Source organism: Streptomyces sp. NBC_00525 (assembly GCF_036346595.1).
Taxonomy (GTDB): domain Bacteria; phylum Actinomycetota; class Actinomycetes; order Streptomycetales; family Streptomycetaceae; genus Streptomyces.
This window is the reverse complement of record NZ_CP107834.1, coordinates 4273910-4286957: the sequence shown is the minus strand read 5'-3', so window position 1 is coordinate 4286957 and position 13048 is coordinate 4273910. Positions and strand designations below refer to the sequence as shown.

The 13048-nt window shown below is 71.2% G+C and carries 15 protein-coding genes; 10 read left to right on the top strand and 5 right to left on the bottom strand.

The window, feature by feature from the left end; genetic code table 11:
- The first annotated feature begins 71 nt into the window (after positions 1–71).
- Genes deoC through OG710_RS19235 form a run of 3 tightly spaced genes read left to right on the top strand, consistent with a single transcriptional unit; the run spans position 72 to position 3413 of the window.
- Positions 72–1019, top strand: coding sequence for a deoxyribose-phosphate aldolase (gene deoC, locus OG710_RS19245; RefSeq protein ID WP_330242292.1), 948 nt, complete (start codon positions 72–74; stop codon positions 1017–1019).
- 5 nt (positions 1020–1024) lie between these two features.
- Positions 1025–2464, top strand: a complete 1440-nt coding sequence (locus OG710_RS19240) for an aldehyde dehydrogenase family protein (RefSeq protein WP_330240425.1) — start codon at positions 1025–1027, stop codon at positions 2462–2464.
- Positions 2454–3413 carry an aldehyde dehydrogenase family protein gene (locus tag OG710_RS19235; protein WP_330240424.1) on the top strand — a complete coding sequence of 320 codons (960 nt, stop codon included), beginning with the start codon at positions 2454–2456 and terminating at the stop codon, positions 3411–3413. Before OG710_RS19240 ends, OG710_RS19235 begins: the two co-directional genes overlap by 11 nt.
- A 73-nt stretch (positions 3414–3486) precedes the next feature.
- On the opposite strand, the gene OG710_RS19230 is transcribed toward OG710_RS19235, so the two are convergent.
- Positions 3487–3903, bottom strand: a complete 417-nt coding sequence (locus OG710_RS19230) for a hypothetical protein (RefSeq protein ID WP_330240423.1) — start codon at positions 3901–3903, stop codon at positions 3487–3489.
- A gap of 176 nt (positions 3904–4079) precedes the next feature.
- Between OG710_RS19230 and OG710_RS19225 the strand changes: the two genes are divergently transcribed.
- Positions 4080–4673 carry a uridine kinase family protein gene (locus tag OG710_RS19225; RefSeq protein WP_443064332.1) on the top strand — a complete coding sequence of 198 codons (594 nt, stop codon included), beginning with the start codon at positions 4080–4082 and terminating at the stop codon, positions 4671–4673.
- 168 nt (positions 4674–4841) lie between these two features.
- On the opposite strand, the gene OG710_RS19220 is transcribed toward OG710_RS19225, so the two are convergent.
- Positions 4842–5579, bottom strand: coding sequence for a SigE family RNA polymerase sigma factor (locus OG710_RS19220; RefSeq protein ID WP_111337814.1), 738 nt, complete (start codon positions 5577–5579; stop codon positions 4842–4844).
- Between the two features lie 212 nt (positions 5580–5791).
- Here OG710_RS19220 and afsQ1 point away from each other — a divergent pair, with 212 nt between their 5' ends.
- From afsQ1 to OG710_RS19195, 5 genes are all read left to right on the top strand, one after another.
- Positions 5792–6469 carry a two-component system response regulator AfsQ1 gene (gene afsQ1, locus OG710_RS19215; RefSeq protein WP_199563647.1) on the top strand — a complete coding sequence of 226 codons (678 nt, stop codon included), beginning with the start codon at positions 5792–5794 and terminating at the stop codon, positions 6467–6469.
- On the top strand, positions 6466–8007 hold the full coding sequence (locus OG710_RS19210) for a sensor histidine kinase (RefSeq protein ID WP_111337812.1): 1542 nt from the start codon (positions 6466–6468) through the stop codon (positions 8005–8007). The genes afsQ1 and OG710_RS19210 overlap by 4 nt, the downstream gene beginning before the upstream one ends.
- Positions 8004–8612 carry a hypothetical protein gene (locus tag OG710_RS19205; RefSeq protein WP_330240421.1) on the top strand — a complete coding sequence of 203 codons (609 nt, stop codon included), beginning with the start codon at positions 8004–8006 and terminating at the stop codon, positions 8610–8612. Before OG710_RS19210 ends, OG710_RS19205 begins: the two co-directional genes overlap by 4 nt.
- Positions 8613–8711: 99 nt before the next feature.
- Entirely contained in the window at positions 8712–9260 is a 549-nt protein-coding gene (locus tag OG710_RS19200) for a VanZ family protein (protein WP_330240420.1), read from the top strand.
- A gap of 91 nt (positions 9261–9351) precedes the next feature.
- On the top strand, positions 9352–9558 hold the full coding sequence (locus OG710_RS19195; protein ID WP_330240419.1) for a PspC domain-containing protein: 207 nt from the start codon (positions 9352–9354) through the stop codon (positions 9556–9558).
- 75 nt (positions 9559–9633) lie between these two features.
- Here OG710_RS19195 and OG710_RS19190 read toward each other — a convergent pair whose 3' ends face one another.
- Positions 9634–9948: a hypothetical protein gene (locus OG710_RS19190; protein WP_330240418.1), complete on the bottom strand. Its 315-nt coding sequence runs from the start codon at positions 9946–9948 to the stop codon at positions 9634–9636.
- Between the two features lie 135 nt (positions 9949–10083).
- Entirely contained in the window at positions 10084–11238 is a 1155-nt protein-coding gene (locus OG710_RS19185) for an adenosine deaminase (RefSeq protein ID WP_111337792.1), read from the bottom strand.
- A 161-nt stretch (positions 11239–11399) separates the two neighbouring features.
- On the opposite strand from OG710_RS19185, the gene OG710_RS19180 reads away from it, so the two are divergent.
- The gene (locus OG710_RS19180; protein WP_330240417.1) at positions 11400–12161 is read left to right on the top strand and encodes an alpha/beta hydrolase; all 762 of its coding nucleotides are present in this window, start codon (positions 11400–11402) and stop codon (positions 12159–12161) included.
- Here OG710_RS19180 and OG710_RS19175 read toward each other — a convergent pair.
- Entirely contained in the window at positions 12147–13010 is an 864-nt protein-coding gene (locus OG710_RS19175) for a MerR family transcriptional regulator (protein ID WP_330240416.1), read from the bottom strand. The genes OG710_RS19180 and OG710_RS19175 overlap by 15 nt on opposite strands.
- Between the last annotated feature and the right edge of the window lie 38 nt (positions 13011–13048).

Genomic DNA, 13048 nt, shown 5'->3' with positions numbered 1-13048 from the left:
GTGCGGAAGGCGGCGATGACCTGGGCCCCTGTACAGGCCGCTACGCGCGTAGATATGCTCATCTGGTGACCATGCCCACCACCCTCCCCGCATTCGCCGACGCGACGGCGTCCGACAGTGCGCTGCGCCGCTTCCTGCACGGGCTGCCCGGCGTCGACGCGGTCGGCCTCGAAGCGCGCGCCGCCGCCCTCGGAACCAGGTCGATCAAGACGACGGCCAAGGCGTACGCCATCGACCTCGCCATCTCGATGATCGACCTGACGACGCTGGAAGGCGCGGACACCCCCGGCAAGGTCCGGGCGCTCGCCGCCAAGGCCGTCAACCCCGATCCCACCGACCGCACGACCCCGCGCACCGCCGCGGTCTGCGTGTACCCCGACATGGCGGCCACCGCGGCCGCCGCCCTGGCCGGCTCCGGCGTCAAGGTGGCGTCCGTCGCGACGGCCTTCCCCGCCGGGCGCGCCGCGCTCGACGTGAAGCTCGCGGACGTCCGGGACGCCGTGGCGGCCGGGGCCGACGAGATCGACATGGTGATCGACCGGGGCGCGTTCCTGGCCGGCCGCTATCTGAAGGTGTACGAGGAGATCCTCGCCGTGAAGGCGGAGTGCGGCTCCGCCCGGCTCAAGGTGATCTTCGAGACCGGTGAGCTGTCCACGTACGACAACATCCGGCGGGCCTCCTGGCTCGGGATGCTGGCGGGCGCGGACTTCATCAAGACCTCGACCGGCAAGGTCGCGACCAACGCCACACCGGCGAACACGCTGCTGATGCTGGAGGCGGTGCGCGACTTCCGGGCGCAGACCGGCGTCCAGATCGGGGTGAAGCCGGCCGGCGGCATCCGCACCTCGAAGGACGCGGTCAAGTTCCTCGTGCTGGTCAACGAGACGGCGGGCGAGGACTGGCTGGACAACCACTGGTTCCGCTTCGGCGCCTCCAGCCTGCTGAACGATCTGCTGATGCAGCGCCAGAAGCTCAGCACCGGCCGTTACTCCGGCCCCGATTACGTGACGGTGGACTGATACCCATGGCATCCGCATTCGAGTACGCACCGGCGCCGGAGTCCCGTTCCGTCGTCGACATCGCCCCTTCGTACGGCCTGTTCATCGACGGTGAGTTCACCGACGCGGCGGACGGCAAGGTCTTCAAGACGGTCTCGCCGAGCAGCGAGGAGGTGCTGTCCGAGGTCGCGCGGGCCGGCGCCGAGGACGTGGACCGGGCCGTGAAGGCGGCGCGCGGGGCGTTCGAGAAGTGGTCGGCGCTGCCCGGCTCCGAGCGCGCCAAGTACCTGTTCCGGATCGCCCGGATCATCCAGGAGCGCAGCCGCGAGCTGGCCGTCCTGGAGACCCTGGACAACGGCAAGCCGATCAAGGAGACCCGCGACGCGGACCTGCCGCTCGTCGCCGCGCACTTCTTCTACTACGCGGGCTGGGCCGACAAGCTGGACCACGCCGGCTTCGGGCCGAACCCGCGCCCGCTGGGCGTGGCCGGCCAGGTCATCCCGTGGAACTTCCCGCTGCTGATGCTGGCGTGGAAGATCGCCCCGGCGCTCGCCACGGGCAACACGGTGGTCCTCAAGCCCGCCGAGACGACGCCCCTGTCCGCGCTGTTCTTCGCGGACATCTGCCGCCAGGCGGGCCTGCCCAGAGGTGTCGTGAACATCCTGACGGGGTACGGCGACGCCGGCGAGGCACTCGTCTCGCACCCCGACGTGAACAAGGTGGCCTTCACCGGCTCGACCGCCGTCGGCAAGGCCATCGCGCGCCAGGTCGCGGGGACGGACAAGAGGGTCACGCTGGAGCTGGGCGGCAAGGGCGCCAACATCGTCTTCGACGACGCCCCGATCGACCAGGCCGTCGAGGGCATCGTGACCGGCATCTTCTTCAACCAGGGCCAGGTGTGCTGCGCGGGCTCGCGCCTCCTGGTACAGGAATCCGTCCAGGACGAGCTGCTGGACGCCCTCAAGCGCCGGCTGACCACGCTGCGCCTCGGCGACCCGCTGGACAAGAACACCGACATCGGCGCGATCAACTCCGCGGAGCAGCTGGCCCGGATCACCGCGCTCACCGAGACCGGCGAGGCGGAGGGCGCGGAACGCTGGTCGGCCCCGTGCGAACTGCCCTCGGCGGGTTACTGGTTCGCCCCGACGCTGTTCACCAACGTCACCCAGGCGCACACGATCGCCCGCGACGAGATCTTCGGCCCGGTCCTCTCCGTGCTGTCGTTCCGCACGCCGGACGAGGCGGTTGCCAAGGCGAACAACAGCCAGTACGGCCTCTCGGCCGGCATCTGGACGGAGAAGGGCTCGCGCATCCTCGCGGTGGCGAACAAGCTCCGGGCGGGCGTTGTCTGGGCCAACACGTTCAACAAGTTCGACCCGACCTCGCCGTTCGGCGGATACAAGGAGTCGGGCTTCGGCCGCGAAGGCGGCCGCCACGGCCTGGAGGCGTACCTCGATGTCCGATAACCGTCTGAGCGTCTTCAAGACCTACAAGCTGTACGTCGGGGGCAAGTTTCCCCGTTCCGAGAGCGGCCGGGTGTACGAGGTGACGGACTCGAAGGGCAGGTGGCTGGCGAACGCGCCCCAGTCGTCCCGCAAGGACGCGCGGGACGCGGTCGTGGCCGCCCGCAAGGCGTTCGGCGGCTGGTCGGGGGCGACCGCGTACAACCGCGGCCAGGTCCTCTACCGCGTCGCGGAGATGCTGGAGGGCCGCCGCGAGCAGTTCGTCCGGGAGGTGGCCGAGGCGGAGGGCCTGTCGAAGTCCAAGGCGGCGGCCGTCGTGGACGCGGCGGTGGACCGCTGGGTCTGGTACGCGGGCTGGACGGACAAGGTGGCCCAGGTGGTGGGCGGGGCGAACCCGGTCGCGGGCCCGTTCTTCAACCTGTCGACGCCCGAGCCGACGGGCGTGGTGACGGTTCTCGCCCCGCAGGAGTCGTCGTTCCTGGGGCTGGTCTCGGTGGTGGCTCCGGTGATCGCTACCGGCAACACGGTGGTCGTGGTGGCCTCCGCGAAGTCCCCGCTGCCCGCCCTGTCGCTGGGCGAGGTGCTGGCCACCTCGGACCTGCCGGGCGGTGTGGTCAACGTCCTGTCGGGGAGGACGGCGGAGATCGCGGCGCCGCTCGCCGCCCACCAGGATGTGAACGGCATCGACCTCACGGGCGCGGACGCGGCCCTGGCGAAGGAGCTGGAGATCGCGGCGGCCGACAACCTGAAGCGGGTTTCGCGCCCGCCCGTCTCCCGCCACCACCCCGAGAAGGAGGCGCAGGGCGCCGCTCATCAACAGGCCGTGGAAGGGGACGGCGACGGCGTCGACTGGACGGCCGATCCCGGCACGCACCGGCTGACCGCCTTCCTGGAGACCAAGACGGTGTGGCACCCCACGGGCGCGCTGGGCGCCTCGGGCTCCTCGTACTGACGGACGGCGCGTACGGCCCGTTTCCCCGCGTCGTGACCGGGAAACGGGCCGTACGCCGTGCCGCACTGCGCCGTCAGTGGTGCAGGCCGTCCACGACCGGGCCGACCAGGGGCAGGTCCTTGATGGCGCCGCCACTGGTGAGCGGGTCGGTGACCAGGGCGGTGGACAGCGGCTTGAAGTCGGCGACCTGGGTGCCCACCGCGTTGTCCAGCGGGTCCGTTCCGGTGCCGGCCAGCGGGTCGAGCCGCAGATGGGTCACGGGCGCGATGCCGTTCCGCACGGCGTGCCCCAGGGCCCCGGTGACCGCGCCGCCGGCCGCCCCCGTGGCCTCCCCGAGGACGGCGTCGGTGCCGGTGTCCTGGACGACGGGCAGCGGGGCCGCCTGGGCCGCCGCACCCCCCGCGCCGAGCGCGGCTCCCACCGCGGTGACGGTCAGCCCCGCCCGCAGCAGGGTGCGGCGCCGGGACTTGGACAGTGCGTGACGTGCCATGGATTTCCCACCTGATCGGGCCGATGAAACCATCGACCGGGTAATCGTCCGAGCGCACAGAGTAGTTGAGATGTGATGCGCGATACCAACAGGACCTCCGGGGGTCCCCTGTGCGGGTCAATGCCTCAAACTCGTGTTCTGTGAGTTCCCAAGCGCTTCCGACCCGTGTTGTCCTGCTGACCGGTCCCTCCGGGTCCGGCAAGTCGTCCCTGGCGGCCCGTACCGGTCTTCCGGTTCTGCGGCTCGACGACTTCTACAAGGAGGCCGGCGACCCTACGCTGCCACTCGTCCCCGGCAGTACGGACATCGACTGGGACTCCCCGGACTCCTGGGACGCGGACGCGGCCGTCGCCGCGATCGGGGAACTCTGCGACGGCGGCAGCGCCGACGTTCCGGTGTACGACATCTCCACCAGCTCCCGCACCGGGCACGAGACGCTGCACATCGGACGCACCCCGCTCTTCGTGGCGGAGGGCATCTTCGCGGCGGACATCATCGACCGCTGCCAGGCGCGGGGGCTGCTGGCCGACGCACTCTGTCTGCGCGGGCGCCCCTCGACGACGTTCCGGCGCCGCCTGCTGCGCGATCTGCGCGAGAGCCGCAAGTCGGTGCCGTTCCTGCTGCGGCGGGGCTGGCGCCTGATGCGTACCGAACGCCGCATCGTGGCCCGCCATGTGGCGCTGGGGGCGCATCCCTGCGCGAAGCGGGAGGCACTGGGCCGCCTGGCCGCGGCCGCAGCGGGCCGACGCCGCACCCCGGCCGCGCCCTGAACCCGTAACGCGCCGCGGGGCCGGACAGGACCCCCCGGCCCGTCCGACCCCGCAGCTTTCCCCCGTACCCCGTTGTCCCCCGTATCCCCCCGGGCCCCCGTTCTCTCCCCCGTTGTTCGCGCCCCCGCCTCCCCCGAGACGGTGGCGCCCCCGTGTTCCCCCCAGCCTTCAGGCCACCAGCTCGCCGAAGGACTCCTCCTGGTCACGGCCGAAGCTGAGGACCTCGTCCTCGCGCAGCCGGCGGAGCGACCGCCAGATGCTCGACTTCACCGTGCCGACACTGATGTCGAGGATGGACGCGATCTCGGGGTCCGTACGACCCTCGTAGTAGCGCAGGACGAGCATCGTGCGCTGCAGTTCCGGCAGTCGCGCCAGCGCCTGCCAGAGCACGGCGCGCAGCTCCGTACCGCGCATCGCGTCCGTGTCGCCCACCGTCTCCGGCAGCTCCTCGGTCGGGTATTCGTTCAGCTTGCGCCTGCGCCAGGCGCTGATGTGCAGGTTGGTCATCGTCCGGCGCAGATAACCGCCGACCGCGGCCTTGTCGCTGATGCGGTCCCAGGCCCGGTACGTCGAGAAGAGGGCGCTCTGGAGCAGGTCCTCCGCCTCGAAGCGGTCGCCGGTCAGGTGATAGGCGGTGGCGTACAGGGAGGCGCGGCGCTCCCGGACGTAGGCCGTGAACGCCGCTTCGGCGTCCTCGGACCTGACCGGTGCCTTCCGCTCCCCCGAGTCCTCCCCGTACGCGCTTCCCCCCGCGTCAACCACCGTCATGAATGACGTGTGCTGACGCCCGGCGCCTCGAACGCACCCCCGTCCGTTCACTGCGGCGCCGGACTTCTCCGTGCTCCGACCGACATCGTGCAGACGCGTGACAACTGCGCTCGCGTTGATGCTGTGAGTTGCGTTCATCCCGCGCCCCCCATCGGTGGAGTCCATCCGTTCCTTGTGCCAATGAGCTTGCCGGGGCAGTTTCATGGCCCTGTCCGCCGACTGTCACAGGCCTGTCACAGGGCCCCGCGGCGGCACGAACCCTTGTTTCCTGATGCATGAGGGACGTATGGGGCGCGTATCAAGGGGGACCGACTGTCGAACTGGGGCGCCCCATGGGTCAGAATGACCAAGTGCCTTTCCTGTTGCTGATCGAGGACGACGACGCCATCCGCACGGCCCTCGAACTCTCGCTGTCACGCCAGGGCCACCGTGTGGCCACCGCGGCGACGGGAGAGGACGGCCTCAACCTGCTGCGCGAGCAGCGCCCCGACCTGGTCGTGCTGGACGTGATGCTGCCCGGAATCGACGGTTTCGAGGTGTGCCGCCGCATCCGCCGTACCGACCAGCTGCCGATCATCCTGCTGACCGCGCGCAGCGACGACATCGACGTCGTGGTCGGGCTGGAGTCCGGCGCCGACGACTACGTGGTCAAGCCGGTGCAGGGACGGGTGCTCGACGCCCGCATCCGCGCGGTGCTGCGCCGCGGCGAACGGGAGTCGACCGACTCCGCGACGTTCGGGAACGTGGTGATCGACCGTTCCGCGATGACCGTCACCAAGAACGGCGAGGACCTCCAGCTCACCCCGACCGAGCTGCGCCTCCTGCTCGAACTGAGCCGCCGGCCCGGCCAGGCCCTGTCCCGGCAGCAGTTGCTGCGTCTGGTCTGGGAGCACGACTACCTGGGCGACTCCCGGCTGGTGGACGCCTGTGTCCAGCGCCTGCGCGCCAAGGTCGAGGACATTCCGTCGTCGCCGACCCTGATCCGTACCGTACGGGGCGTGGGATACCGGCTGGACTCTCCGCAGTGAGCACGGCTGTGCGGCGGGGCCTGCGCGCCGGGCTCCGCTGGACCAGCCTGCGGCTGCGGCTCGTCATCGTCTTCGCGCTGGTCGCCCTGACCGCCGCCGCGTCGGCCTCCGGGATCGCGTACTGGCTGAACCGCGAGGCGGTGCTGACGCGTACGCAGGACGCGGCGCTCGGGGACTTCCGCCAGGAGATGCAGACGCGCGCCGCCTCGCTGCCGCTGCGTCCCACCAAGGAGGACCTGCAGGCGGCCGCCGTGCAGATGGCGAGCAGCAGCCCCGGTTACAGCGTGCTGCTGATCGACGAGCGCGAGCCGGGCAAGCCCATCGTCGGCAACTCCGACCTGGACACCTTCACCCGCAGCAACGTTCCGCTGTCGCTCCAGGAGCAGGTGAACCGCAAGCAGCCGGTCAAGGCGGGCAACAAGTACGAGTACCACCTGTTCTGGCAGCGCACCTCCATACGCGGCACGCCGTACCTCGTCGCCGGTACGAAGATCATCGGCGGCGGGCCGACCGGTTACATGCTGAAGTCGCTCGACCAGGAGCGTCAGGACCTCTCCTCGCTCGCCTGGTCGCTGGGCATCGCCACGGCGCTCGCGCTGGTCGGCTCGGCGCTGCTGGCGCAGGCGGCCGCGACGACCGTGCTGCGGCCGGTGCAGCGGCTCGGGGACGCGGCCCGCAAGCTGGGCGAGGGCAAGCTCGACACCCGGCTCGACGTGTCCGGCACCGATGAACTGGCCGATCTGTCGCGCACGTTCAACAGGACGGCCAGTTCGCTGGAGAAGAAGGTCGCCGACATGAGCGCGCGCGAGGAGGCAAGCCGCCGCTTCGTCGCCGACATGTCGCACGAGCTGCGCACCCCGCTGACGGCGCTCACCGCGGTCACGGAGGTGCTGGAGGACGAGGTCGACAGCCTCGATCCGATGATCGCGCCCGCCGTGAACCTGGTGGTCAGCGAGACCCGGCGGCTGAACAACCTGGTCGAGAACCTGATGGAGGTCACCCGCTTCGACGCGGGCACGGCCCGGCTGGTCCTGGACACCGTGGACGTGGCCGACCAGGTGACCGCCTGCATCGACGCCCGTGCGTGGCTGGACGCGGTGGAGCTGGACGCCGAGCGCGGCACGATGGTCCGCCTCGATCCGCGCCGGCTCGACGTGATCCTGGCCAACCTGATCGGCAACGCGCTCAAGCACGGCGGTTCGCCGGTGCGGGTGTCGGTGCGCATCGAGGGCGAGGAACTGGTCATCGAGGTCCGCGACCACGGGCCCGGCATCCCCGAGGACGTCCTGCCGCACGTCTTCGACCGCTTCTACAAGGCCAGCGCCTCCCGGCCGCGCTCGGACGGCAGCGGGCTCGGGCTGTCCATCGCCGTGGAGAACGCGCACATCCACAACGGCGACATCACCGCGCACAATTCGCCGGACGGGGACGGCGCGGTCTTCGTCCTGCGGCTGCCGCGCGACGCCGGCGCGCCGAGCCGTACCGCCGGCGACCACGACGCACCGATACCGGACCACCAGGAGGACGACTCGACGTGAGGCGCAGCGAACGCCGGGGGCTCCGAACCGCCGCCGCCCTGGCAGGTGCCGCACTCTGTGCCGCACTGGCGACGGGCTGCGGCATCCGTACGACCTCGGTGCCGGTGGACGCCGGTGCCGCTCCGTCCCGGGTGCCGTGCGCGATGCCCGCCTCGGACGCGGCGCAAACCGGGCGGGGCATCCCGGTGGAGATCTACCTGGTGTGCGCCTCGCAGCTGGTGACGGTGGACCGCGCGGCGCAGGTCCAGGAGGCGCGCGGGGACCGGCTGGGCACCGCGACCGGGCTGCTGGACGAGCTGCGCAGGCCGCCCACGGCGGACGAGCGGCAGGCGGGCTTCTCCACGAACGTCCCCGAGGGGCTCCGTGTGTCGGGTCCGCGCGCGGGCGACGCGAAGGGGGTGCTGCGGCTCAGCGTGCAGCCGGAGGACCTGTCGGCGGAGGCGCTGGCCCAGATCGTCTGCACCTTCACGGAGCACGAGTCGCTGACGTCCGACGAGATGGTGACGCTGGGCGGGCCGGGCGACTATCCGGCGCGGGGCTATCTGTGCACGGCGGAGACGAAGGCGAGCCCGAAGGAGATGCCTGACACGGTGGGAACGCCGTAAGGGGCGCGGGTTTCGCGGTGGCGGCGCGGGGAACGCCGTGAGGCAGGTCTCCCCGGGAGCTGCGGAACCGATCCTGCCGCGGTCCGCGTCTAGGGCTTCGTGCGTCACAGTACGGACGGTCAGGCCGTCATCCGTTTCCGCGCGGCAGGGGTGTCGCTGCTCCTCGCGCATCTGCTGATCGTCGGGTGGCTCACTCTGCGCCCGCTGGACGTGCCGTGGGTGACCGCCGCCAACTTCTCACCGCTCGCCGGCATCAAGGCCGACCTGTCCCTCGGCCCGGCCGCCGCGTTCCGCCAGATCGGCGGGGCGCTGCTGCTGCTGGCGCCGCTGGGGGTGCTGCTCCCGATGGCCGAGGGCCGTCTGTACGTGTCCCCGTGGCTTTCGCTGGCCCGTACGGTGGCGGCGGGCTCGCTGATCTCGCTGGCCATCGAGCTGGGGCAGACCGGGGTGCCGGGGCAGGTCGTGGACGTCGACTCGCTGTTCCTGAACACGGCGGGCGTCGCGCTGGCGCACGTCCTGGTGGTGCCGGCGGGCCGGGCCCGGCTGCGCCGGCGCGCCGGGCAGGAGCGCCGGGTGGTGTCGCGGGCCGGGAACGAGGCGGCTCAGGGTTCGACCCCGACGATTTCCAGGGTCGGGATGGCCCCGTAGAGCGATGCTTTGCCCCTGTTCGTCGCGCGACGATGGATGCATCGGGAGCACGACGGACTGCTCCCCGCAACGGTTCGCGAAGGAGCTCACCATGGCCGCACTTGCCCGCCCCCGTGACGGACGCATGATCGGTGGAGTGTGCGCGGCGCTGGCGAGGCGCTTCGGCACGTCGGCGACGACGATGCGTGTCGTCTTCCTGGTCTCGTGTCTGCTGCCGGGACCGCAGTTCCTGCTCTATCTGGCGCTGTGGCTGCTGCTGCCCCAGGAGCGGCCGTCGTCGTCGGCGACCGCCTGGTGACCGTCCGGCGGACATGACCGTGGGCGGGCCCCGACCGGGGGGCCCGCCCACAGGCGTGCTGCGGCTGCTGCCGGATCAGCGGCCGAGCGGCACACCGTTGGCGGTCAGGCCGTTGGCGGTCACCCCACCGGCGGGCAGGCCGCCGAGGAGGCCCTTGACCGGGGCGGCGGCGTCGCCCAGGACCTTCGTCTGGCTGGTGCCGAGGAGCTGGTCGGCGGTGTCCTGGACCGGCAGCGTCGAGGTGGCGTCGGCCACGGCCCCGGCGACGGGCACCACGCTGGTCACGGTCTCCAGCGGCAGCGCGGAGGCCGAGGCGGTGCCGGCGGCGGCAGCGGCGAAGGCGGCACCGAGTGCGGCGACGCCGAGAGTCCGGGCAGCAGACTGCTTCATATGACATTCATCCTTGGGGAAGGGGATGTGAGCGGCTTCGCAACGTAGTCAGCCGTCGCCCCGCTCCGCAAACATCGCCACCCCGGAGAAAACGGCCGGAAAAACCTTTCCCCGGCCGTTTTCCTTGCCGTTTCGTCAACCGGCGAGCGAGGAAGACACGCTGGTCGCAGCGGTCTGCTCGAAAAGCCATTCGGACTTGAGCTCGGCATATCCGGGCTTGATGACATCGTTGATCATCGCGAGACGTTCATCGAAAGGAATGAACGCCGACTTCATCGCGTTGACGGTGAACCATTGCATGTCGTCGAGCGTGTATCCGAAAGTCTCGGTCAGCTTCTCGAATTCGCGACTCATGCTGGTGCCGCTCATCAGCCGGTTGTCCGTGTTGACGGTGGCCCGGAAGTGCAGCTTGCGCAGCAGCCCGATGGGGTGCTCGGCGTACGAGGTGGCCGCCCCGGTCTGCAGGTTGGAGGTCGGGCACATCTCCAGCGGGATGCGCTTGTCCCGTACGTACGAGGCGAGCCGGCCCAGCTTCACCGAGCCGTCCTCGGCGACCTCGATGTCGTCGATGATGCGGACCCCGTGTCCGAGCCGGTCGGCGCCGCACCACTGAATGGCCTGCCAGATGGACGGCAGTCCGAACGCCTCGCCCGCGTGGATCGTGAAGTGGTTGTTCTCGCGCTTGAGGTACTCGAACGCGTCCAGGTGCCGGGTGGGCGGGAAGCCGGCCTCGGCGCCCGCGATGTCGAACCCGGCGACGCCCTGGTCGCGGTAGCGGTTGGCGAGTTCGGCGATCTCCAGGGACCGCGCGGCGTGCCGCATGGCGGTGAGCAGGGCGCCGACGCGGATGCGGTTGCCGTCCTGCCTGGCCCGCCGCTCGCCCTCGCGGAACCCCTCGTTGACGGCCTCGACGACCTCTTCGAGGGTCAGCCCGGCTTCCAGATGCTGCTCGGGGGCGTACCGCACCTCGGCGTAGACGACACCGTCGGCCGCCAGGTCCTCGGCGCACTCGGCGGCGACCCGGAACAGCGCGTCACGGGTCTGCATGACGGCGCAGGTGTGGGCGAACGTCTCCAGGTACCGCTCCAGCGATCCGGAGTCGGCGGCCTCCCGGAACCAGATGCCGAGTTTGTCGGGCTCGGTCTCGGGAAGGGCGTCGTAACCGACCGCGGCGGCGAGATCGACGATCGTGCCGGGTCGCAGCCCGCCGTCGAGGTGGTCGTGCAGAAGGACCTTGGGGGCCCGCCGGATCTGGTCCCGGCCGGGCACGTTGAGGGTGGGGCTCATCATTCACGCACTCTAACGCCTACGCGCGTAGAGCGCGCTTGTCGTTGCATAACGGATACGCGCGGCGGGAAGGGCGCGTCCGGGCGGAGCCCCTGCGGAGCCCGCACGTAACAGACACCGCGAACAGGGGTGGCGTACACCCCGGTGTCTGACACTGTTACGCCATGGCACAGCGCGCACTCCCCCAGCCTGCGGCAAGGCTGGGACGGGCCGTCGGAGCGGCGGCCGGAACAACAACGGTCGGCGGCGTGGTCCTGCTGCTCCCGGACGGCGAACCCCACTCGAACCGCCGCCCCTCCTCCCTCTCCCACGCCCGCCTGCTCCCGCTGGCCCGCGCACTGGCGCACGCGGGGCGCGGCGACGGCCTCGCCGCCCATGTGGTGCGCTACCGCTGTCGCGGCTGGAACGAGGACGCCGCGCAGCTCGCGGCGGACGCGGAGTGGGCGGTGGAGGAGACCGTACGCCGCTACGGGGACGTCCCCGTCTGCCTGGCCGGCCATGGCATGGGCGCCCGCGCGGCCCTGCGGGCGGGCGGCCATCCCTCGGTCGGCGCGGTCCTGGCCCTGGCCCCCTGGCTGCCGGGCGACCCGTCCGCCGACCCGGAACCGGTCAAGCACCTGGTGGGCCGCCCGGTCCTGCTGGTCCACGGCACCAACGACGCCCGCTGCGAACCGGAGTTGTCGTTCCGTCTGGCCCAGCGTGCCAAGAAGATCCACCGCGACACCTGCCGCTTCGAGGTGCATTCGGACGGCCACGCCCTGCGCCAGCACCGCTCGGAAGTAACGGCCCTGTGCGCCGACTTCATCCGCGGCACCCTCTTCGGCCACCCCTACGCCCGCCCCCTGACCGACGCCCTGGCGGCCCCGCCGCCCCTGGGTCTGCGGATGCCTCTGGCCGTGGGCTTCGGAAAGTCACTGAGCACGTAGGACACGGTCGGGGCCCGCGCTCTCGCCCTCGCCCTCGCGGAACGGCGCCGCGACGTCCGCCACGTGCTCGCCCGGCTTCGCCGTTGCCCAGTTCGGGTAGTACACCTCCCGGTTGGGCGCGGTGGGACTGTGGCCGTGGGCGGTGAGCCAGGCCGCCACCGCGTCGTGGGCCGCCGGTATGGACGGGTCGCCGTCGGGACGCTTCGTCAGGGCCGTGTACGCCTCGCGGTGCGCCGGTTCGATGCGTACGCCGATGCGGCCGGCCGGTTCGACCGCGTTCCGGGTGGGTGCGCAGAGCTCGACCGGGCCGTCGGAGTCCTCGCTCACCAGACCGTGGTAGACGGCGAACAGCGGGCCGGACAGGCACGCTTCCGCCCGGCGCAGGTGGGAGAAGAGCAGCTCGGTCGATTCCGCGAGGAAGGCGGGAAGGTCTGCGGCGGTCACGTGGCGCTGAAGGAACAGGACCTTCTGCTCCGGCACCTCGCGCTCGACGATCTCGTACATGTACGGGCTCCTTCCGGTCAGGATCTCGCGGGCGTAGCCCACCGCCTCCCGGCGGGCCGCGTGTGCGGACTCCTGCTGGCGCCAGTAGGCGGCGAGCAGCCGTACCGCCTCTCCGTCACCGGCGTCGAGCACCTCCGCGATCCGCGCCAACGGCATGCCGGTGGCACGCAGCAGGGCGATGCGGCGGGCGCGTTCGACCTGGGCGGCGGTGTAGCGGCGGAAGCCGGTCCGGGGATCGACGCGGGCCGGGGGCAGCAGTCCCCGTTCGTCGTAGAGTCGCAGAGCCTTCGGGCTGAGCCTGGTCCTCGCGGCGAAGTCGCCGATACCGATCAAGTCCTCTTGCACGCGGTCACTGTGCACTCTGCCCCTGGGGCAGAGACAAG

Excerpts from the sequence above, each read along its gene's own strand:
- deoC (WP_330242292.1), top strand. The coding sequence starts at position 72 with ATGCCCACCACCCTCCCCGCATTCGCCGACGCGACGGCGTCCGACAGT.
- OG710_RS19235 (WP_330240424.1), top strand. The coding sequence starts at position 2,454 with ATGTCCGATAACCGTCTGAGCGTCTTCAAGACCTACAAGCTGTACGTC.
- OG710_RS19230 (WP_330240423.1), bottom strand. The coding sequence starts at position 3,903 with ATGGCACGTCACGCACTGTCCAAGTCCCGGCGCCGCACCCTGCTGCGG.
- OG710_RS19240 (WP_330240425.1), top strand. The coding sequence starts at position 1,025 with ATGGCATCCGCATTCGAGTACGCACCGGCGCCGGAGTCCCGTTCCGTC.
- OG710_RS19180 (WP_330240417.1), top strand. The coding sequence starts at position 11,400 with ATGGCACAGCGCGCACTCCCCCAGCCTGCGGCAAGGCTGGGACGGGCC.
- OG710_RS19220 (WP_111337814.1), bottom strand. The coding sequence starts at position 5,579 with ATGAACGCAACTCACAGCATCAACGCGAGCGCAGTTGTCACGCGTCTG.
- OG710_RS19190 (WP_330240418.1), bottom strand. The coding sequence starts at position 9,948 with ATGAAGCAGTCTGCTGCCCGGACTCTCGGCGTCGCCGCACTCGGTGCC.
- OG710_RS19185 (WP_111337792.1), bottom strand. The coding sequence starts at position 11,238 with ATGATGAGCCCCACCCTCAACGTGCCCGGCCGGGACCAGATCCGGCGG.
- OG710_RS19195 (WP_330240419.1), top strand. The coding sequence starts at position 9,352 with ATGGCCGCACTTGCCCGCCCCCGTGACGGACGCATGATCGGTGGAGTG.